General features: G+C 64.9%; 17 protein-coding genes and 1 pseudogene. 12 read left to right on the top strand and 6 right to left on the bottom strand.

Annotation, left to right across the window (positions count from 1 at the left end; translation table 11 throughout):
- Positions 1-21: 21 nt before the first annotated feature.
- From MTX23_RS11445 to MTX23_RS11435, 3 genes and pseudogenes are all read right to left on the bottom strand, one after another.
- Positions 22-813 (bottom strand): alpha/beta hydrolase, encoded by a 792-nt coding sequence (locus MTX23_RS11445; protein ID WP_280976741.1) that lies wholly within the window; start codon positions 811-813, stop codon positions 22-24.
- A gap of 8 nt (positions 814-821) precedes the next feature.
- On the bottom strand, positions 822-1076 hold the full coding sequence (locus MTX23_RS11440) for a DUF6489 family protein (protein WP_280976740.1): 255 nt from the start codon (positions 1074-1076) through the stop codon (positions 822-824).
- A gap of 99 nt (positions 1077-1175) precedes the next feature.
- A pseudogene (locus tag MTX23_RS11435) lies at positions 1176-1982 on the bottom strand (FAD-dependent oxidoreductase).
- Between the two features lie 197 nt (positions 1983-2179).
- Between MTX23_RS11435 and MTX23_RS11430 the strand changes: the two are divergent.
- The 12 genes from MTX23_RS11430 (at position 2180) to MTX23_RS11375 (ending at position 16165) form a co-directional block, all read left to right on the top strand.
- Positions 2180-3778 (top strand): ABC transporter substrate-binding protein, encoded by a 1599-nt coding sequence (locus tag MTX23_RS11430; RefSeq protein WP_280976739.1) that lies wholly within the window; start codon positions 2180-2182, stop codon positions 3776-3778.
- A 104-nt stretch (positions 3779-3882) separates the two neighbouring features.
- Entirely contained in the window at positions 3883-4863 is a 981-nt protein-coding gene (locus tag MTX23_RS11425) for an ABC transporter permease (RefSeq protein WP_280976738.1), read from the top strand.
- 16 nt (positions 4864-4879) lie between these two features.
- Positions 4880-5851, top strand: coding sequence for an ABC transporter permease (locus tag MTX23_RS11420; protein WP_280976736.1), 972 nt, complete (start codon positions 4880-4882; stop codon positions 5849-5851).
- A complete protein-coding gene (locus MTX23_RS11415) occupies positions 5848-6831 on the top strand; it encodes an ABC transporter ATP-binding protein (RefSeq protein WP_280976734.1) in 984 nt (327 codons plus the stop codon). The genes MTX23_RS11420 and MTX23_RS11415 overlap by 4 nt, the downstream gene beginning before the upstream one ends.
- Positions 6828-7823, top strand: coding sequence for an oligopeptide/dipeptide ABC transporter ATP-binding protein (locus tag MTX23_RS11410; RefSeq protein ID WP_280976733.1), 996 nt, complete (start codon positions 6828-6830; stop codon positions 7821-7823). Before MTX23_RS11415 ends, MTX23_RS11410 begins: the two co-directional genes overlap by 4 nt.
- A gap of 100 nt (positions 7824-7923) precedes the next feature.
- Positions 7924-9729 carry a gamma-glutamyltransferase family protein gene (locus MTX23_RS11405; RefSeq protein ID WP_280976732.1) on the top strand — a complete coding sequence of 602 codons (1806 nt, stop codon included), beginning with the start codon at positions 7924-7926 and terminating at the stop codon, positions 9727-9729.
- Between the two features lie 246 nt (positions 9730-9975).
- On the top strand, positions 9976-10686 hold the full coding sequence (locus MTX23_RS11400; RefSeq protein ID WP_280976731.1) for a DUF1028 domain-containing protein: 711 nt from the start codon (positions 9976-9978) through the stop codon (positions 10684-10686).
- Positions 10683-11672 carry an ABC transporter ATP-binding protein gene (locus MTX23_RS11395; RefSeq protein WP_280976730.1) on the top strand — a complete coding sequence of 330 codons (990 nt, stop codon included), beginning with the start codon at positions 10683-10685 and terminating at the stop codon, positions 11670-11672. Before MTX23_RS11400 ends, MTX23_RS11395 begins: the two co-directional genes overlap by 4 nt.
- Positions 11669-12775, top strand: coding sequence for a dipeptide ABC transporter ATP-binding protein (locus tag MTX23_RS11390; protein WP_280976729.1), 1107 nt, complete (start codon positions 11669-11671; stop codon positions 12773-12775). Before MTX23_RS11395 ends, MTX23_RS11390 begins: the two co-directional genes overlap by 4 nt.
- Positions 12776-12791: 16 nt before the next feature.
- On the top strand, positions 12792-14303 hold the full coding sequence (locus tag MTX23_RS11385) for an ABC transporter substrate-binding protein (protein ID WP_280976728.1): 1512 nt from the start codon (positions 12792-12794) through the stop codon (positions 14301-14303).
- Positions 14304-14334: 31 nt separating this feature from the next.
- Entirely contained in the window at positions 14335-15276 is a 942-nt protein-coding gene (locus MTX23_RS11380) for an ABC transporter permease (RefSeq protein ID WP_280976727.1), read from the top strand.
- Positions 15277-15280: 4 nt separating this feature from the next.
- A complete protein-coding gene (locus MTX23_RS11375; RefSeq protein WP_280976726.1) occupies positions 15281-16165 on the top strand; it encodes an ABC transporter permease in 885 nt (294 codons plus the stop codon).
- Between the two features lie 133 nt (positions 16166-16298).
- Here MTX23_RS11375 and MTX23_RS11370 read toward each other — a convergent pair whose 3' ends face one another.
- The 3 genes from MTX23_RS11370 to MTX23_RS11360 all read right to left on the bottom strand — a co-directional run bounded on the left by MTX23_RS11370 (position 16299) and on the right by MTX23_RS11360 (position 21380).
- On the bottom strand, positions 16299-19400 hold the full coding sequence (locus MTX23_RS11370; RefSeq protein WP_280976725.1) for a multidrug efflux RND transporter permease subunit: 3102 nt from the start codon (positions 19398-19400) through the stop codon (positions 16299-16301).
- A gap of 83 nt (positions 19401-19483) precedes the next feature.
- A complete protein-coding gene (locus MTX23_RS11365; protein ID WP_280976724.1) occupies positions 19484-20677 on the bottom strand; it encodes an efflux RND transporter periplasmic adaptor subunit in 1194 nt (397 codons plus the stop codon).
- Between the two features lies 1 nt (position 20678).
- On the bottom strand, positions 20679-21380 hold the full coding sequence (locus tag MTX23_RS11360; RefSeq protein WP_280976723.1) for a TetR/AcrR family transcriptional regulator: 702 nt from the start codon (positions 21378-21380) through the stop codon (positions 20679-20681).
- Positions 21381-21426: the final 46 nt, after the last annotated feature.

Raw genomic sequence — 21426 nt, 5'->3', positions numbered from 1 at the left:
GCGGCGCTTCTTGTTATCCGGTCAGGATAGTGCCTGTTCCGCGGGCCCATAGGCAATGGCAAAGGGGCCGGACCGGTCAAAATGACGGAATTCGCCTTCCGGCTGCGCCAGGCGGTCGGCGAGCGCCCACAGCGCGGCCGGATTGACGCCGAGCCCGATATGGCTCGCGAAATGCACCTCGATGTTCTCCGCCGTCGCCGACGGCCGCACCCGGCTGGTCCGCCAGTTCACGATGCCGTCGGTGCGGGAATAAATCGAGGTCGTAGGCACCGGCATGTCGCCGGCGATCGCCGCGCGAATTTCGGGGATGTCGTCCACCGCCTCGCCGGACAACAGCTCATAGAGCCGCGTCGCGTTTGTCGCACGAATGTCATCGGCAAACGGGCTGCCCAGCGTGATGATGGAGCGCACCAGCTCCGGCATCTGCACCGCGAGATCGCGCGCATAGACGCCGCCCAGACTCCAGCCGACGATCGAGACCTTGCGCCCGGACGCCTCGTGAATCCGCTTCAGGAGGTCGCGCAACGCGCTCCGCCTGGTGGCGATGCCGCCGAAATTGCGGCCCATGTTCCAGGCATAGGCGTCATAGCCGAGTTCCTTCAGATAGCGCCGCATCGGCGCCATCGAAAGGTCGCTGGCGAGGAAGCCCGGCAGCGTCAGGACCGGATGGCCGTCGCCTCTCGGCGCCTGCATCAAGAGCGGCGACAGCAACAGGCTGGAATTGAATTCGAGCACGCCGCGCGCTTCGGCCAGCATCAGGAACAGGCTCGGTGGGCGCAACCGGCGTCTGGCCACATCGGCGCTCCTGTCCATGGCGGCCACTATTTCTTGTCTTTCTTGCCCATGCCGCCAAGGCCAGCCATCGCCACGAACATGTCCTGGAAGCGCTCGGCGAGCTTGGGATCGAAGGTAAACCAGCTTTGCATCAGCGATTCCGGCGAGATCTTCTCGATATTCGACAGCATCTGCTGCTGCAGCTTGTCCATGACGGCGGTCTGCATCGGCGCCACGTCGGGCAGACCGAAGAACTGCCGCGCTTCGAGGGGCGTGCAATCTACCTCGACATTGACCTTCATATCCGCCTCCTCACATGCGCCTGATCTGCATCAGTATCACCGCGACAGGGTGAGTCATGCAAGCGACCACAACCTGCCGGAGGCCCCAGTCGGCCTCAATCATCCGTTATGGTCAACCAAACCGCTCCGCGGAAATGGACCGGTATCTGCGAACGGCGCCTCGCCGGTCATCATCTCCGCGAGCAGCCGGCCGGTGACCGGTCCAAGCGTCAAGCCATGATGCTGATGGCCGAAATCGAACCAGAGGCCCAGATGCCGCGGCGACCGAACAGGCGGCATAGGCCTTGGCGAGCCCGCCGGGATCCGGAACGAAGCCCGGCGTCGGCAGATACACCCCGCCCGCGAACGCGCCGGTCAGCTGCGGCTCGCGCGCCGCGATCGCCTTGGCGTCGAGCACCTCATTGTCGACGCCGTAATCCCGTGCGCGCGTGACCTCGTGCACCGCCTTGGCCAGTGACGCCTCGGAGCGATACAGTTTCAGCCAGCCGGTCTTGCGCAGCAGACGCGGCACGCCCGCCTCCGCGACCAGCGCCTCATGCTCGATGAGGCTCTGCCTGATCAACGCAGCTCGGCATGCGCGCTGGCGAGCGCCCGCGGCGGCGACGAAGCGAGGTAGTAACGAAATAGCCCCGGCAGGAAATCCGGCAGGTCGATGACGCGGTAGCGCATGTGCGGCGTGCAGTTCAGCGCGTAGTTGAGGATCTCGCCGACGTCGCGCGGAAACATGTAGGGGAAGATCAATGCGTATTCGACGATGCCGGCATTGCCGAAGCTCGTCTCTTCGCCCGCGACATTGTGACGATCGATCAGGGCCACGTCGCGGCCCCGTTTTTGCAAGTGCAAAGCGGCACTGACGCCGACCATTCCCGCTCCCAGGATCACAGTGTCGGCCTTCAATTCCGCCATCCGGCACTCCGAAAGTTGAATGTCGCGCGCTCGCGGCTAACCCTTATCCTGAAATCCTAGTCATTGCGGCGCACCCGCGCAAACCGGCTAACCCTTTGAGAAATCGCGCTTGCGTGGGCAGCAAACTCTGGCAACATGCACCGTAATATCAGCCGGACGTCAGCAACCGGCAGACAATAACGGGGGAATAGAATCACATGTCGGTACGTTGGCGTTTGTTTGCGGCGACAGCCGTCGCATTTCTCGTTTGTGCCCTGCCGGCATCAGCCCAGACCTTGCGCTACGCCAATCAGGGCGAGCTCAAATCGCTGGATCCCTATACGCTGAAAGAAACCACGACCATCGCGCATCATGCCCATGTCTATGAAGGACTGATCGCGCGCGACAAGGACCTGAAGATCATCCCGGCCCTGGCGGAAAGCTGGGAGAATCTGAGCCCAACCAAATGGCGTTTCCATTTGCGCAAGGGCGTGAAATTCCACAATGGCGACTCCTTCACCGCCGACGACGTGCTGTTCTCCGCAGATCGCGTCCGCGCCAAGGGCTCCAACTTCCTCAGCAACGTTCCGGCCGATGCCAAGTTCACCAAGGTCGACGACTACACCGTCGATGTGACGCTGGATTCGCCCAATCCCATCCTGATCTCGCAATGGGATAGCTGGTACATCATGGACAAGAAGTGGTGCGAGGAGAACAACTCCCTCGCGCCGACCCCGGCGTCTGCGACCACGCCGAGCTACGCCTCGCTGCACGAGAACGGCACCGGTCCCTTCATGATCGAGAGCCACCAGCCCGGCGTGAAGACCGTCTTCAAGGTGTTCCCGGGCTACTGGCGCAAGCCGGAGCATAACCTCAAGGAGATCATCTTCACGCCGATCGCCTCCGACGCCACGCGCGTCGCCGCGCTACTCTCCGGCGAGGTCGACGTGATCGAGCCGGTTCCGATCCAGGACATCCAGCGCGTCAATTCAAGCGGCACCGCCAAGGTGCTGACCGGGCCGGAAATCCGAACCATCTTCATCGGTATGGACGAGTCGCGCGACGAACTCCTGTACTCGAACGTCAAGGGCAAGAATCCGTTCAAGGACATCCGCGTCCGCGAGGCGTTCTACAAGACGATCGACGTCGATCTGATCAAGACCCGCGTCATGCGGGGCATGTCGACCCCCTCGGTGCTGATGATCGCCCCCCAGCTCTACCCGCTGTCGAATGAGTTCACCCGGCCGAAGGTCGATCCGGAGGCCGCCAAGAAGCTGTTGGCCGAGGCCGGCTATCCGAGCGGCTTCGAGGTCACGATGGATTGCCCGAACGACCGCTACGTCAACGACGCCGCGATCTGCCAGGCGGTGGTCGGCATGCTCGCCCGCATCGGCGTCAAGGTGAATTTGCTGGCGCAGCCGAAGGCACAATATTTCGCCAAGGTCCTGAAACCCGGCGGCTATCAGACCTCGTTGTTTCTGCTTGGCTGGACGCCGGCAACCTCCGATTCCCACAACGTGCTGCACGACATCCTCGGCTGCCGCAACGATCCGAAGGATCCGACCCGCGGCGAGGCCAATCTCGGCGGCTACTGCAACAAGGAGGTCGACGCGCTCACCGACAAGGTTCTGGTCGAGACCGACAACGCCAAGCGCGACCAGTTGATCAAGCAGGCCTACGACATTGTCATCAGGGACTACGGCTACATTCCGCTGCACCAGCAGTCGCTGGCCTGGGGCGTCTCGAACAAGGTCAAGCTGACCCAGCGTGCGGACAACCAGGTCCTGCTCTATTGGGCGACCAAACAGGGTGATTGAGTGCGCCTTGCGAATTGGGTCCCGGAAGCGCCTGCTTCCGGGACTTCTCGCTTTCCGGCCGCGCAACCCCGCGCGCCAAGCTTGAAAAGCAGTGAAAGGTAGAGATGCTCGCTTTCACTCTTCGTCGCGTGCTCCAGGCCGTCGGCGTCATGCTCGCCGTGGGCGTCATCGCGTTCGCGATGTTCCGCTTCGCCGGCGATCCGGTCAACCAGATGGTCTCGATCGACACCTCGGCTGCGGAACGCGCCTCGATCCGGCAGTCGCTCGGCCTCGACGATCCCGTGCTCGTGCAGTTCAGCCGCTACTTCATCAACGCCCTGCAGTTCAAATTCGGCGTGTCGTATCAGTTCCGCCTGCCGGTCTCCTCGCTCTTGATGGAGCGCATGCCGGCGACGCTGGAGCTCGCCATCTGCGCAACGCTGTTCGCCATGGTGGCCGGCATCCTGATGGGGGTCTATTCGGCGCTGCGCCGCGACACTATCCTTGCCAGATTATTCCAGGCGATTTCGCTGATCGGCATTTCGCTGCCGACCTTCCTGATCGGCATCCTTCTGATCTATCTGTTCGCGGTGACACTGGGCTGGCTGCCGTCCTTCGGACGCGGCGAGGTCGTGAAACTCGGCTGGTGGACGACCGGGCTCCTCACCGTCTCCGGCCTGAAGGCGCTGATCATGCCGGCGATCACGCTCGGACTGTTCCAGATGACGCTGATCATGCGGCTGGTGCGTGCGGAAATGCTGGAGGTGCTGCGGACCGACTATATCCGCTTCGCCCGCGCCCGCGGACTGACCACGCGCGCGATCCATTTCGGCCATGCGCTGAAGAACACGCTGGTTCCGGTCATCACGGTCGCCGGCCTGCAGTTTGGCTCGGTTATTGCATTCTCGATCATCACCGAAACCGTGTTCCAATGGCCGGGCATGGGGCTTCTGTTCGTGCAGGCCGTGCAAAACGTCGATATCCCGATCATGGCGGCGTACCTTTTGATGGTCTCGCTGATCTTCGTCACCATCAATCTGGTGGTCGACATCCTCTACACCGTGGTCGATCCGAGGCTGCGCGCGACCGTCAGCCGCGCGACGTAAGGCGAGAGACCGATCCATGTCTGACGCCGTCGTTCCCCATCGCAGCGAAAACAGCGCGGAAGGCCCGCGTGCCGCCGCCGGCTGGTTCAGGCGCGCGCTCGACAGCGACATCTTCTATTCGTTCCGCCGCTCCAGGCTGACCATGGTGGCCGCCGCGATCACCGTGCTGCTCTTCCTGCTCGCGATCTTCGCGTCCTGGCTTGCGGTCCAGAACCCGTTCGATCCGGCGCAGCTGCAGCTGATCAACTCGCGGATTCCGCCGCTGTGGACCGCCGACGGCCAAAGCCCCTTCCTGCTGGGCACCGACGAGCAGGGCCGCGATGTCTTCTCGGCGATCCTCTACGGCATGCGCATCTCGCTCGCGGTCGGCGTGTCGGGCGTGATCTTCGCCGGCGCGCTCGGCATCGCGCTCGGACTGGTCGCAGGCAATTTCGGCGGCGTGGTCGACAGCGTCATCATGCGGATCGCCGACGTGCAGCTTACCTTCCCGGCGATCCTGATCGCGCTGCTGGTCAACGGCGTCGCCAAATCTCTGCTCGGCAACCGGCTCGACGAGACCGCCACGCTCGGCGTGCTCGTGATCGCCATTGGCCTCAGTTTCTGGGTGCAATATGCCCGCACCGTGCGCGGCTCCGTGATGGTCGAGAAGAACAAGGATTACGTGGCGGCCGCACAGCTGATCGGCCTGCCGGCACCCAAGATCATGCTGCGGCATGTGCTACCGAACACGATGGGCCCGATCCTCGTCATCGCCACCATCAACCTCGCACTCGCAATCATCACCGAAGCGACGCTGTCGTTCCTCGGCTCCGGCATGCCCGACACCATGCCGTCGCTCGGCACCTTGATCCGGATCGGCAACAATTATCTGTTCGCCGGCGAGTGGTGGATCGTCGCCTTCCCCGGTGTTGCACTCGCCGGCCTGATCCTGTCCATCAACCTGCTCGGCGACTGGCTGCGCGACGCACTGAATCCGAAGCTCCGATGACCCAGCCCGTTCTCTCGTTGCGCAACCTCGAGGTGGAATTCGTCACCCGCCGCGGCACCCTGCGTGCGATCAACGGCGTGTCGTTCGACATCGCCAAGGGCGAGGTGCTCGGCGTGGTCGGCGAATCCGGCGCCGGCAAATCGGTGACGGGACTCGCCGTGATCGGGCTGATCGACCCGCCCGGCCGCATCTCCGGCGGCCAGATCGAGCTGTCAGGCACACGGATCGACCATCTTCCGCCCGAAGAGATCCGCCGCGTCAGGGGCAAACGGATCGGCATGATCTTCCAGGATCCGCTGACCAGCCTCAATCCGCTCTACCGGATCGGCGACCAGATCATCGAAACGATCCGCACCCACACCGATCTCAGCGAAAGCGCCGCGCGCAGGCGCGCCATCGATCTGCTCGCCGAGGTCGGCATTCCCGCGCCGGAAAAGCGCATCGACGGCTACCCCCACGAATTCTCCGGCGGCATGCGGCAGCGCGTGGTCATTGCGCTCGCGATCTGCGCCGAGCCTGAGCTGATCATCGCGGACGAGCCGACGACGGCGCTCGACGTTTCCGTGCAGGCGCAGATCATCGCGCTGATCAAGCGGCTCGGCCGCGATCACGGCACCGCCGTGATGCTGGTGACCCACGATATGGGCGTGATCGCAGAGACCTGCGACCGCGTCGCGGTAATGTATTCGGGCCGGATCGCCGAGATCGGCCCGGTGCAGGACGTGGTGCGCAATCCGCTACATCCCTACGCCAAGGGCCTGATGGGCGCGATCCCAACGCTTGCGGGCGAGGACAAGCGGCTGGTGCAAATTCCGGGCTCGATGCCCCGGCTGTCGGCGATCCCGCCTGGGTGCCCGTTCAATCCACGCTGCGCGTTCGCCTTCGACCGTTGCCGCGTCGAGCGACCTGAGCCGATCCAGCAGGGTGCGCAATCCGTCGCCTGCCATCTGTTCGAGCCTGCGAAGGAGACGGCGGCATGAGCGCGGCGCTGATCGAGGTCAAGAACCTGCGCCGCGTCTTCGACGTCTCGAAGCCATGGCTCAACCGCGTGCTGGAAGGCGGCCATCTCGAGTTCCTGAAAGCCGTCGACGGCGTCAGCTTCGACATCAAGCGCGGCGAGACGCTGGCGCTGGTCGGCGAATCCGGCTCGGGCAAGACCACGGTCGCACGCATGGTCGTCGGCCTGTTGCCGCCGACCTCGGGCGAAGTCGTGATCGACGGCATCTCGATGACCGATCCGCGGCAGGCACAGGCGCGCCGCCGCTTGCGCCGGCGCATCCAGATGATCTTCCAGGATCCCTATGCGAGCCTCAATCCGCGCTTCCGGGTCGATGCCATCGTCGCAGAACCAATCCGCGCCTTCGAGCTGATCCAGGGCGAACGCGACATCAAGGCACGCGTCGGCGAACTACTCTCGCTGGTCGGGCTGCATCCCGACGACGGCCTGAAATTCCCGCATGAATTTTCCGGTGGCCAGCGTCAGCGCATCGCGATCGCCCGCGCGCTGGCCTCGGAGGCCGAATTCATCGTCTGCGACGAGCCGACCTCGGCGCTCGACGTCTCCGTGCAGGCGCAGATCCTCAACCTGATGCGCGACCTGCAGGACAAGTTCGGCCTGACCTATCTCTTCATCAGCCACAACCTCGCGGTTGTCCGTCACATGGCGAGCCGGATCGGCGTGATGTATCTCGGCCACATCGTCGAGATCGCCGACGGCCGCAAGCTGTTCGACAATCCGCGGATGCCCTACACCAGGATGCTGCTCGGCGCGGTTCCCGATCTTGCGATGTCGGGCCGCCGGCGCATCCCGGTCAAGGGCGAGATCCCCAACCCGATCGACCCGCCGCCGGGCTGCGCCTTCAACCCGCGCTGTCCCCTCGCTTTCGACCTGTGCCGCCAGAAGACGCCGGAACTGATCGACGGGGTCGCCTGCCACGCCGTCAACAGTCCGGCCGCAGCCGTTCCGGCATAATCACGTGGATGGGAGCGGCCATGTCAACCAACCGGTTGGCATCCCAGCCCGCCTGTGATCAAGTGCGCGCGCCACAAGACGCAGCTGGAAGTGAAGCCTCATGAGCAACATCAACCCCGATCCGTTCACGACAAGGCCCGAGATCGAAGGCACCTTCGGCGTCGTCACCTCTACGCACTGGATCGCCACCGCAGTCGGGATGGCCACGCTGGAGAAGGGCGGCAATGCGTTCGATGCCGGCGTCGCAACGGCCTTCACGCTGCAAGTCGTCGAGCCGCATCTGAACGGTCCGGGCGGCGACGTCCCGATCATCGTGCACGACATCAAGCGCGGCAAGACCGAGGTGATCTGCGGCCAGGGTCCGGCGCCGGCCAAGGCGACGATCGCGCATTACCGCAGCGAAGGCCTGGAGATGGTGCCCGGCACCGGTCTGCTCGCCGCCTGCGTGCCCGGCACATTCGAAACCTGGATGTTGCTGCTGCGCGACTACGGCACGTTGAAGCTGCGCGACGTGCTGGAGCCTGCAATCTCGTACGCCCGCAACGGCTATCCGCTGGTCGAGCGCGCATCGGCAACCATCAAGACCGTCGAACAATTGTTCCGGAAGCACTGGACCACGTCCGCTGACGTGTATTTGCCTGATGGCGCGGTGCCGAAGCCTGGCACCATCTTCACCAACAAGCGGCTGGCGGAAACCTATGCGCGCATCCTGCAGGAGGCCGAGAGCGCCGGAGGCGACCGCGTCGCCCAGATCGAGCGCGCCTGCCAGGCCTGGTCGAAGGGCTTCATCGCCGAAGCGATCGACAAGTTCTGCCGCACCCAGGAGGTCATGGACGTCTCCGGCTCGCCGCATCGCGGCGTGCTGAGCGCTGACGACATGGCGCGCTGGCAGCCGACCATCGAGGCGCCGCTAGCCTATGATTACGGCCGCTACACCGTGCAGAAGGCCGGCGTCTGGAGCCAGGGCCCGGTGATGCTGCAGCAGCTCGCGCTGCTGAAAGGCTTCGACCTCGACGGCCTCGATCCCGTCGGCCCCGACTTCATCCATCTGCAGATCGAATGCGCCAAGCTCGCCTATGCCGATCGCGAGACCTTCTATGGCGATCCAAAGTTCACGGACATCCCGATCGAGACGCTGCTGTCGGATGCGTATAATGACGAGCGGCGCAAGCTGGTCTCGCGGGACAAGGCATCGCTCGACTTCAGGCCCGGTTCGGTTGAAGGTTTCGGCGCAGTTGTAAAACTGCGGCGCGCCGAAGGGCATCGCGAGGCGGTCGGCGCCATGGGCGCGGGCGAGCCGACGGTCGGTCGGTTCGGCGAGGTGCGCGGCGACACCGTGCATTTCGACATCATCGACGAGGCCGGCAACATGATCTCGGCGACGCCCTCCGGCGGCTGGCTGCAGTCCTCGCCGGTGATTCCCGAGCTCGGCTTCTGCCTCGGCAGCCGCGCCCAGATGTTCTGGCTGGAGGAGAATCATCCGGCCGCACTCGCGCCGGGCAAGCGGCCGCGCACCACGCTGTCGCCGAGCATGGCGCTGCGCGACGGCGAACCGTACCTCGCCTGGGGCTCGCCCGGCGGCGATCAGCAGGATCAGTGGATCACGCAGTTCTTCCTGCGGCATGTCCACGCCAAGCTCAATCTGCAGGAGGCGATCGACGCGCCGGCCTGGCACTCCGAGCATTTCCCGATCTCGTTCTGGCCGCGCACCGCGCGTCCCGGCGTGCTGGTGCTGGAGAACCGGGTTCCGAAGTCGACCATCGACGAATTGAAGCGCCGCGGCCATGTGGTGGAGATTGGCCCCGATTGGTCGGAAGGCCGGCTGACCGCGGCCTCGAAAGTCGGCCCTCGCCGCCGCGCCGCCGCCAACCCGCGCGGCATGCAGGGTTACGCCGCGGGCCGCTAAGACGAGATGACCGCCGCAGCATGATGATGTCGGATCGAAGTGCAGCGCGAGCCTCAACCCTCTACCTCGCCCCGCTTGCGGGGAGAGGTCGGAAGTCAAGCCCAGCTTGGCTTCCGGGTGAGGGGGAGCCCCCGCGAACTCGATTTGTATCATCCCTGCGGTATGAGCCCTCACCCCAACCTTCTCAGAGCGAGCCTCGCTCGTCACGCCCCCGCGAAGAGCGGGGAGAGGGAGAGCACAACTGACATGACCTGGTCGATCATCGCCCGCGACAGCGCCACCGGCCAGTTCGGCATCGCCGTTGCGACGCGTTTCTTCGCGGCCGGCGCACGGGTGCCCTATATCGCCGCCGGCTTTGGCGCGATCGCGACGCAGGCAATGGTCAATCCCTACTACGGCATCGACGGCCTCGCGCTTCTGCGCGACGGCAAGAGCCCGCACGACGTCATCGCCGCGCTGCTCGCCGCCGACGCCGGCCGCGAGAGCCGCCAGGTGCATGTCATGGACGCCAGGGGCCGCATCGCGGCGCATTCCGGCAAAGACTGCGTCGACTGGTTCGGCAATATCGCAGGCGACGGTTTTTCGATCGCCGGCAACATGCTGGCCGGTCCCGCCGTCCTCGACGAGACCGCGCGGGCCTATGCCGCACATGAGGCGCTGCCGTTCCCGCAACGGCTGATCAAGGCCATGCTCACTGGTGAAGCGGCGGGCGGCGACAAGCGCGGCAAGCAATCGGCAGCGCTCCTCATCCACGGCGCGGAGGAATGGTCTGATCTCGACCTGCGGGTCGACGATCATGCCGATCCCCTCCACGAGCTGGAACGGCTCGAGGCCGTCAGCCGCGAGCACTGGGTGCATTTCCGCCGCTTCATGCCGACGCGGGATAATCCGGCGGGCATCACCGATCGCGCCATGATCGACGCCGAGATCCAAGCCGCGACAGCGAGCCGGCAATGACGGTGCGTCCGCTGATCGAGATCGAGGGCCTGCGCGTCAGCTTCCAGGGCGACGACGGCCGCACCACGCATGCCGTCGACCGGGTCGATCTCAGCGTAGCCAATGGCGCCACGCTCGGCCTGGTCGGCGAATCCGGCTGTGGCAAGAGCGTGACCTCGCTGGCGATCATGGGGCTCTTGCCGAAGCAATCCGCCGCGGTCTCGGGCGCGATCCGCTTCGACGGCCTCGACCTGCTCGACGTTCCGGACGACACGCTGCGCGACCTGCGCGGCAATCGCCTGGCGATGATCTTCCAGGAGCCGATGACCTCGCTCAACCCGAGTTTCACGATTGGCGACCAGATCATCGAGACCATCCTGCGCCACCGCGGCGGCTCGCGGCGCAGTGCGCGCGAACGTGCTGTCGAGCTGCTCCGCCGCGTCCACATCCCCTCGCCCGAGAAGCGCATCGACGAGTTTCCGCACAAGCTGTCGGGCGGCATGCGACAGCGCGTGATGATCGCGATGGCGCTGGCCTGCGACCCGCAGCTTCTGATCGCGGACGAGCCGACCACCGCGCTCGACGTCACCTTGCAGGCCCAAATCCTCGACCTGATGCGCGAGCTTAAGGCCGCAAGCGGTGCTGCGATCATCCTGATCACCCACGACCTCGGCGTGGTCGCCGAGGTCTGCGACGAGGTCGCGGTGATGTATGCCGGCGAGATCGTCGAGCGCGCGCCCGTGGACGAGCTGTTCGCCAATCCGCAGCACCCCTACACGGTCGGCCTGCTGGGCTCGATCCCGCGGCTCGACCGCCGCACCACCCATCTCGCCACCATCGAAGGCATGGTGCCGAACATGGCGAACCCGCCCGCGGGCTGCCGCTTCGCCGCGCGCTGCCCGTTCGTCGAGGATGCCTGCACCAAGACTCCGCCTCCGCTCGCGATGCTGAACGCAACCCACGCCTCGCGCTGCATCAGGGCGCCGCTGGAACGGCTGCTGTCATGAGCGCGCTGCTCGAGGTCGAGGGACTGGTGAAGCATTTCGTCGCCGAGCGCTCGGTGTTCGGCCGGCCGACCGCGCATGTGAAGGCGGTCGACGGTGTCAGCTTCAAGGTCGAGGCCGGCAAGACGCTGGCGCTGGTCGGCGAATCCGGCTGCGGCAAATCCACCGTGAGCCGGCTCGTGCTGCGGCTGATCGAGCCGGACGCCGGCACCGTCCGCTTCGAGGGCCGCGATCTCGGCGCGCTCAACGCCGGGCAGTTGCGCGCGTTCCGCCGCGACGCGCAGATCATCTTCCAGGACCCTTACGCCTCGCTCAATCCGCGGATGACGGTCGCCCAGATCCTGACCGAGCCACTGGCGCTGCACGATCTGGTGCCGCCCGCTCGCCGCCGCGAGCGGGTCGAGGAGCTTTTGCGCCTCGTCGGTCTCGAGCCGCGCTTCGCCCGCCGCTATCCGCATGAGTTCTCCGGCGGCCAGCGCCAGCGCATCGCGATCGCCCGTGCGCTCGCAGTCGAGCCGAAGCTGATCATCTGCGACGAGCCGGTGTCGGCGCTCGACGTCTCGATCCGCTCGCAGATCCTGAATCTGTTGCGCGACCTGCAGGATCGGCTGAAGCTCGCCTACATCTTCGTCTCGCACGATCTGGCGGTCGTCAAACACATCGCCGACCGCGTCGCCGTGATGAATCTCGGCACCATCGTCGAGACCGCGGACGCGGAGGCGCTGTTCGCCGCGCCGCGCCATCCCTATAGCCGCGCGCTGTTGTCGGCAATCCCGGTGCCGAAACCGCGCGCCAAGCGCAGCCGCATCGTGCTGGAGGGCGAGCTGCCCAGCGCGCTCAATCCGCCGCAGGGTTGCCGCTTCCACACCCGCTGTCCTTTCGTGATCGCGCGCTGCCGCAGCGAGGTGCCGCAATTGCTGGCGGATGGCACTGGCCACGCCACGGCCTGTCACCGCGTCGCGGAGCTGCCGCCGCCGGAGAGCATCGTGCCCACGGACGGTGCGCTCTCGCCCGTGCTGGAAAAATTGGTCGCCGCCTTTGGCGCCACGGCGGAAGGGACCGGACGTCCCGGGGTTGGTCAGGTCAGGACGACGCCACGGACATGAAGATAGGAGCTGTGTGATGAGGATGCTTCGTTTGGCGGCGACCGCCGCGGCCCTGTTGCTGTCGCTGGCCGCAAACGCCCATGCCCAAACCACGCTGCGGATCGGGCTTGCCGAGGACCCCGATGTCCTCGATCCGACCATGGCGCGCACCTATGTCGGCCGCATCGTGTTTGCCGCGCTCTGCGACAAGCTGTTCGACATCGACGAGAAGCTCAACATCGTGCCGCAGCTTGCGCTGTCGCACGAGACCTCCGCCGACGGCAGGGAGGTCACGATCAAGCTCCGCCCCGGCGTCAAGTTCCAGGACGGCGAGCCGTTCGATGCGGAGGCCGCAAAATTCTCGCTGGAGCGCCACCTGACCTTCCCCGGCTCGTTCCGCAAGCCGGAGCTCGCCAGTGTCGATCATATCGACGTCGTCGATCCCCTCACCATCAAGCTGGTGCTGAAGGCGCCGTTCTCGCCGCTGATCGCGCAGCTGACCGACCGCGCCGGCATGATGGTGTCGCCCAAGGCCGCGAAAGCGGAGGGTGACAAGTTCGGCCTGCACCCGGTCTGTGCCGGCCCCTACAAATTCGTCGAGCGCGTGCAGCAGGACCGCATCGTGCTGGAGAAGTTCGCCGACTACTGGAACAAGGACAACGTCTTCATCGACCGCATCGTCTATCTGCCGATCGTCGACGCCACCGTGCGGCTCGCCAATCTGAAATCCGGCGGGCTCGATCTGATCGAGCGCGTGCTCGCGACCGACCTGAAGGATGTGCGCGCGGATTCCCGCCTGAAAGTGTCGAGCGCGATTGAGCTCGGCTATCAGGGCGTCACGCTCAACATCGGCAAGGACAAGGCCAAGGGGCCCTTGAGCCAGTCCGCCAAGGTGCGGCAGGCGCTCGACCTATCGATCGATCGCGACGCCATCAACCAGGTGGTGTTCAATGGCGAGTTCAAGCCTGGAAACCAGTGGGTCAGCCCCGACCATCCCTATTACCAGAAGGACTTCCCGATCCGTCCGCGCGACGTCGAGAAGGCCAAGACGCTGCTCAAGGAGGCCGGCGTCACGCCGCCCGTGACGGTTGACTTCATGGTGCCGAAGGGGCCCGAAACCGAAGGCACCGCGCAGGTCATTCAGTCGATGGCGGCGGAGGCCGGCTTCGACATGAAGATCAGGGTCACCGAGTTTGCGACCTCGCTGAAGCAGGCCGAGGCCGGCGACTACCAGGCCTTTATGCTGGCCTGGAGCGGCCGCATCGATCCGGACGGCAACTCCTATGTCTTCCTGCACAGCAACGCGCCGCAGAACTACAGCGCCTGGAGCAATCCCGAGGCCGACAAGGCGCTCGATGACGCTCGTCTCACCACCGACATGGCGCAGCGCAAGGCGATCTATGCGAAACTGACCAAGCTCGAACTCGATGACGAGGCCATCCTCTACCTCTACCACCGCCGCATCATCATCGCGCACACCACCAAGCTCGAGGGGTACAAGCAGATGCCCGACGGCCTGGTGCGCGTGGTCGGGCTGAAGCTGAAATGATCGCGGGGGCGGCCGGAACACGAGCATCGCCATGCTGAACTTTCTCGCCAAGCGGCTGCTGCAGATCGTCCCGACGCTGTTCTTTGTCTCGATCCTGATCTTCTCCCTGCAACATTTGCTGCCGGGCGATCCGGCGCTGGTGATGGCGGGCGAGGAGCGCGATCCCGCCGTCATCGAGCAGATCCGCCAGCAGTACCATCTCGATCGGCCGATCCCGGTGCAATATGCCTACTGGGTCAAGGGCGTGCTGTCGGGCGATTTCGGCGAATCCCTGCGCAACAAGATGCCGGTGCTGAGCCTGATCGCACAGAAGCTGCCGGTGACGCTGCAACTCGCCGGCATGGCGATCGTGATCGCCTTCCTGATCGGGATTCCCGCCGGCATCATCTCGGCGGTGAAGAAAGGCAGCGCCTGGGACTACGGCGCCAATCTGTTCGCGCTGTGGGGCATCTCGACGCCGAACTTCTGGCTCGGCATCATGCTGATCTTCCTGTTCTCGATCGAACTGGGCTGGCTGCCCGCCTCCGGCTATGTGCCGCTGACCGAGGACTGGCGCGCCAGCCTCGCGGCCACCATCATGCCGGCCTTCGTACTCGGCAACGCAATCGCGGCGATCCTGATGCGCCACACCCGCAGCGCCATGCTGCAGGTGCTGGAGAGCGATTATGTACGCACCGCACGCGCCAAGGGGCTCTCCGAGCGCGCGGTGATCCTCAAGCACGCGATGCGCAACGCGCTGACGCCGATCATCACGCTCGGCGCGCTCGAGCTCGGCACGCTGTTGTCGGGCGCAGTCCTCACCGAGCAGATCTTCTCTATCCCCGGCTTCGGCAAGCTGATCGTCGACGCCGTGTTCAACCGCGATTACGCCGTGGTGCAGGGCGTGGTGCTGACGACAGCGACGATTTACATCACGCTCAACCTGATCGCCGACATCGCCTACATCCTCGTCAACCCGCGGCTGAGGAGCTGATCGGATGACAGCGCTTGGGACAACCGCTTCGCTTGCCGCCGCCGAGACGCTGGAGAGCCCGGCGCGGCGCGCCTGGCGACGGCTCGTCAGACGCAAGGGCGCGGTGCTCGGCCTTGCCGTGATCGCGATCTTTATCCTGCTTGCCGTATTCGCGCCGCTGATCGTGCCCTACGATCCGATCGCGACGAGCTGGTCGCTGGTGCGCAAGGCGCCGTCAGCGCAGCACTGGTTCGGCACCGACGAACTCGGCCGCGACGTGCTGGCGCGCGTCGTGTTCGGCGCCCGTGCCTCGCTGCTCGCGGGCGTGATCTCGGTCGGCATTGCGCTGGTGATCGGCGTCCCGCTCGGGCTCGTCGCCGGCTATCGCGGCGGCTTCATCGATGCGCTGATCAGCCGCATCACCGACGCGATGCTGGCCTGCCCGTTCCTGATCCTGGCGATCGCGCTTGCGGCCTTCCTCGGGCCGAGCCTCGGCAATGCGATGATCGCGATCGGCGTCTCGGCCACGCCGATCTTCATCCGCCTGACCCGCGGCCAGGTGATGAGCGTCAAGGTCGAGGACTATGTCGAGGCGGCGCGCGCCATGGGCAATCCGCGCTGGCGCATCGCGCTGGTCCACATCCTGCCGAACATTCTGGCGGCGCTGCTGGTGCAGGCGACGCTGTCGATCGCGGCCGCGATCATCGCCGAGGCCGCGCTCTCCTTCCTCGGCCTCGGCCAGCAGCCGCCGGCGCCATCCTGGGGCAGCATGCTCAACGCCGCGCAGCGCTTCCTCACCAGCGCGCCGTGGATGGCGATCTGGCCGGGGCTCGCGATCTTCCTGGTGGTGCTGTCGTTCAACCTGGTCGGCGACGGCCTGCGCGATGCGCTGGACCCCAAGGCGCGGTAGCGTCGCCGTTACGACCACTGGTCCTTCACCGTCATCCTGAGCCGGCCACCGGCGCGGGATGTCGCGGGACAAAGAAGAGGCGGCAGTGGCCTTCGCCAGTGCCGCCTCTCCTGCGAACATGAGCTTGGAGGGCTCAGGTCGGTTTCAGTGCGCCGCGGCCGCCTTCGAGATCGAAATCGGCGATCTGCTTGGCGCGTTCGGAGTTCGACTTGGCCTGGTGGTCGGTCGCGATCGTCATGTAGACGGCCGGCAGCACGAACAGCGTGAACAGCGTGCCGATCGTCATGCCGGCCACGACCACGAGACCGATCGAGAAGCGGCTGGCGGCACCGGCGCCCGAAGCGGTGAGCAGCGGCAGCAGGCCGGTGACCATCGCCGCCGTCGTCATCAGGATCGGACGCAGGCGGATACGGGCTGCCATCTCGATCGCCGAGCGACGGTCGAGCCCCTCGTTGAGCTGCAGCTCGTTGGCGAACTCGACCATCAGGATGCCGTGCTTGGTGATCAGCCCGACCAGCGTCAGCAGACCCACCTGGGTGTAGATGTTCATGGTCGCGACGCCGAAGAACAGCGGGATCAGGGCACCGACGATCGCCATCGGCACGCTGATCATGATCACGAACGGATCGCGCAGGCTCTCGAACTGCGCCGCCAGCACCAGGAAGATGATGATGATGGCGAACGCGAAGGTGACCAGCAGCTGATTACCTTCATGCACGTACTGCCGGGAGTCGGCCAGGAAGTCGTAGCTGAAGCCGGACGGCAGCTTCTTGGCTTCACCCTGCAGGAACTCCACCGCCTGCCCCATCGAGACGCCCGGCATCGGCACGGCCTGGAAGGTCGCCGAGTTGAGCTGGTTGTAGTGGGTCAGCGCGTTCGGATCGACGCCGGTTTCGACCGAGACCACGGTCGACAGCCGCACTAGCTGTCCGGTCGCTGACGGGACATAGTAGTTGTCGAATGACTCCGGCGCCAACCGGTTGACGCGCGCCACCTGCGGAATCACCTGATAGGAACGTCCCTCCAGATTGAAGCGGTTGACGTAGTTGCCACCGAGCAGCGTCGCCAGCGCATTGCCAATCGACTGCATGGTGATGCCGAGGTCGCTCGCCTTGGTGCGGTCGACCTTCACGCGGACCACCGGCTGATTGAAGTTGAGGTCGCTGTCGGTGACGATGAACAGGCCGCTCTTGCGCGCGGCGTCCTTTAGCTTGTCCATCTGCTCGAACACCTGTTGGAACCCGGACGTCGAGCTGATCACCATCTGGACCGGCAGACCGCCCGGACCGCCGGGCAGCGGCGGCAGGCTGAACGCGAACGCGCTGACGCCCTCGATCTTCGACAACTCGTTCTGCACCAGCGGCTGAAGTGTCTGCGCGGAGCGCTTGCGCTCATTCCACGGCTTGAGCAGCATGCCGGCGAAGCCGCCCTGCGGACCGGTGATGCCGTTCAGCACGAACCGCAAGTCGGTCTCGGGAAACTTCTTGAATTCCTTGTCGATCTTGTCGCCGTAGTAGTCGATATAATCGATGTTGGCGTATTTCGGCGCCTTGGTCACCGCGAACACGATGCCCTGGTCTTCCTGCGGCGCCAGCTCCTTCTGCGTATGCATATAAAGGAATCCGACCAGGCCGAGGATGGTCACCGCAAACAGGCCGGTGATCGGGCGATAGTCGAGTGAGCGGTCGAGCTGGCGGCCGTACCAGCGCGTCATCGCGCCGAACACGCGGTTGACGAGCCTGGCGAAACGCCCCTCGTCGGCACTCTTGAGAAACACCGAGCACATCATCGGCGACAGCGTCAGGGCGATCACGCCCGACACAATCACCGAGCCGGCCAACGTGAAGGCGAATTCGCGGAACAGCGCACCGGTCACGCCGCCGAGGAAGCCGATCGGCGCGTACACCGCCGCGAGCGTGATCGTCATCGAGATGACGGGGCCCACGATTTCGCGCGCCCCCTTCAGCGACGCCTGTACAGGTGGCATGCCTTCCTCGAGATGGCGATGGATGTTCTCCACCACCACGATCGCGTCGTCGACCACGAGGCCAATCGCCAGCACCATCGCCAGCAGCGTCAGCAGATTGAAGCTGAAACCGGCGGCAAGCATCAGGATGCAGACGCCGATCAGCGACAGCGGAATCGTCACGACCGGGATGATCACCGAGCGGATCGACGCCAGGAACAGGAAGATGACGACGACAACGATGATGACCGCTTCGCCGAGCGTCTTCTGCACCTCGTCGATCGACGACTGGATGAACTTGGTGGAGTCATAGGCCACCTTCATCTTCATCGAAGGGGGCAGATTGCGCTCAAGCTCGGGGAACAGCGCACGCACGCCCTTCACCAGCGTCAGCGGGTTGCCCTGCGGCGTCGCCTTGATGCCGATGAAGATCGCATGCTCGCCATTGAAGGCGACGCTGGCATCCGTGCTCTGGGCCGCCAGCTCCACCGTCGCGATGTCCTCGATGCGCACGAAGCCGCCGTCCTTGGACTTCACGATCATCCGCTTGAACTGATCGATGCTCTGAAGGTCGGTATTGGCCGAGACGTTTGAGACGATGAAGAAGCCCTTGGTCTGGCCGGCGGCCGCCTGGAAGTTGTTGGCGGCGATCGCGGCGGCGACGTCGTTCGGCGACACACCGCGGCCGGCCATGCGGATCGGATCGAGCCAGACGCGCATTGCGAAGGTCTGGCCGCCGAGAATGTCGGCGGATGCGACGCCGTCGACGGTTGACAGCACCGGCTGCACGACGCGCGTCAGATAGTCGGAGATCGCCGATCCGGTCAGCTCCTCGCTGGAGAAGCCGAGATACATCACCGCGATGGTATCACCGGTCGCCTTGGTCACGACCGGGTCGAAGGCTTCTTTCGGGATCAGGTATTTGACCGAGTTGACCTTGGCGAGGACCTCGGTCAGCGCTTGGTTCGGATCGTGATTGAGCTTGATGTAGACCTGGATCGTCGAGGTGCCGAGCACCGAGTTCGACGTCATGTAGTCGACGCCCTCGGCGGAGGCGACCGCCTGCTCGATCGGCGTGGTGATGAAGCCGTTGATCAACTCCGGCGACGCACCGGGATACGAGGTGGTGATCGTCACCACTGTGTTCGACAGGTTCGGATATTGCCGGATCGGCAGGACCATCGCGGCGCGCAGGCCGATCAGCAGGATCAACATGCTGACGACGATCGACAGCACCGGCCGCTTGATGAAAATGTCAGTGAAGGCCATTGCCAACCCTACTCGTGTTCTCTGCCGATTGCGGCGACATGTGGCGGAGGGCCCAATGGCCCTCCGTATTCAGGTGATCGCCGTTAGTAGCGCGGCGGCTCGGCTGGAACCGGCGGTGGCGGATCGGTCGAAATCGCGACCGGCATCCCCGACTGCAGCTTGATCTGGCCGACGGCGACGACACGGTCGCCGGGCTTCAGGCCCTTCAGGATTTCGACACGGCCTTCGACGCGGTTGCCCGTCTTCACGAAGGTGCGGTCCGCGGTCAGCGTGGTCTTGCCGTCATCGCCCTTCTTTTCGTTGATCAGGAACACCGAGTCTCCGTACAGCGTGTAGTCGACCGCCGTTTCGGGAACGGTGACGACCGCCGGCTTCTCGGGCAGCACGATCGTGGTGGTCGCGAACATGCCGGGCTTGAGGATGCGGTCCGGGTTCTGGATCGTCGCCTGAACGCGGATGTTGCGGGTATCGGTTGCGATCTGCGGCTCGATCGTCGTGATCTTGCCGTCGAAGGTCCGGCCCGGATAGGCGTCGACCGAAACCCGCACGGTCTGGCCGACCTTGATCTGCGAGCTCTGCTTCTCGGTGACGGTGAGGTTCGCATAGAGCACCGACAGATCGGTCAGCGACACGATCTGCGTCCCTGCCGTCAGGTACTGGCCGACTTCGACCTGGCGAACGCCGAGGTCACCATCGAACGGGGCGCGTACCAGCTTCTGCGAGATGATCGCCTCGGTCCTGGCAATGCCCGCCTTGGCTTGGTCGAATGTCGCCTGTGCCTGATCGACGGTGGACTGCGGCCCGAACTGGCGCGCCGCGAGCTGCTTGGCGCGGTCGAGCTGAAGCTCCGCCACGGTTGCCTGCGCCTTGTAGTTGGCGAGGTCGCCCTGTTCAGGTGCGTCGAACAATTGCACGAGCGGCGTACCCGCCTTCACATGGCTGCCGGCCGTGAACAGGATGTTGGTGATGCGGCCCGACACATCGCTGGTGACGTTGACCTGGTGCACCGCGACGAGATCGCCGACCGCGGTCAGGAGATTCGGAATCACCTCGGACTTCGCCTCGACGGCGGAGACATTCGACGGCGGCGGTTTGTTGTTGGCAAAGAACTGCGCAATCATATGGCTGCGGAAGGCGTTGAAGCCGACCAAGCCACCGACCAGCACGGCCAGCAGCAGCCCCACGATGATGAACCAGCGCACCATGCGGACAGGGCGCTTGACGGTCTTTTCCTTAATCGGTTGCCCCGAGATATGGCTTTCGGTCTGAATATTCATGTCATGCACTTTCTGCAGTTACCGACTTTCCCTGACCCGGTGACGGCTGGCGGCCCAAATGTGTGGCAATTGCGGCTTCGGTAAGTCCGATACCGCGAAGGATGAACTGGCACAGCTGCCGCTCCGCGGCGGCAGCATCGCTGTAGGAGAGACATGGTGTCGCAGGGAGCTGCGTGAGCGCTCCCATCAGCACGGTGTGATGGGCGAACCAGAACAGGTTGAGCGGCTCGCCGCCGATCCGCGTCGCGTCGCCCGCGGCAATCGCGCGCTCGATCGAGGCGGCAAAGGTCGGCCCGATCAGCTTGCCGACCTTGTCATAGAGGAGGCGTGCGAATTCGCCATCGTCGAGATGGCTCGTCACCATCAGCCGCAGGCGCTGCGCCTCTTCCTGGTCCGGCGCGTTGCGTAGCTGCATGAAGTGGCCGACCATGCCCTCCACCAGCTCGACCAGCGTCGCGGTCGACGGCTCCTGCCCGAGCAGGTGCACGAGGTCCGGATCCGCCTCGCACTCCTCGGCGAGGATCTCGGCGTACAGCGCCGCTTTCGAGGGGAAGTGCTTGAACAACAGCCCTTCCGAAATCGCAGCCGCGGCCGCCACGCTCTTTGTCGTGGTGCCGGCAAAGCCGTTGCGGGCGAAACACCGCTTTGCGGCGCTCAGTATCAACTGACGCCGCAAGTCACTCGTCATGCGTAAGGTAGACATTTGGGTCGTGAGTAATCACTCACCTTACCAGATGTCAAGGTTCTAT

This window comes from Bradyrhizobium sp. ISRA436, from assembly GCF_029910015.1.
Taxonomy (GTDB): domain Bacteria; phylum Pseudomonadota; class Alphaproteobacteria; order Rhizobiales; family Xanthobacteraceae; genus Bradyrhizobium.
Note: the sequence above shows the minus strand (reverse complement) of the source record. Positions and strands in the feature narration are given on the sequence as shown.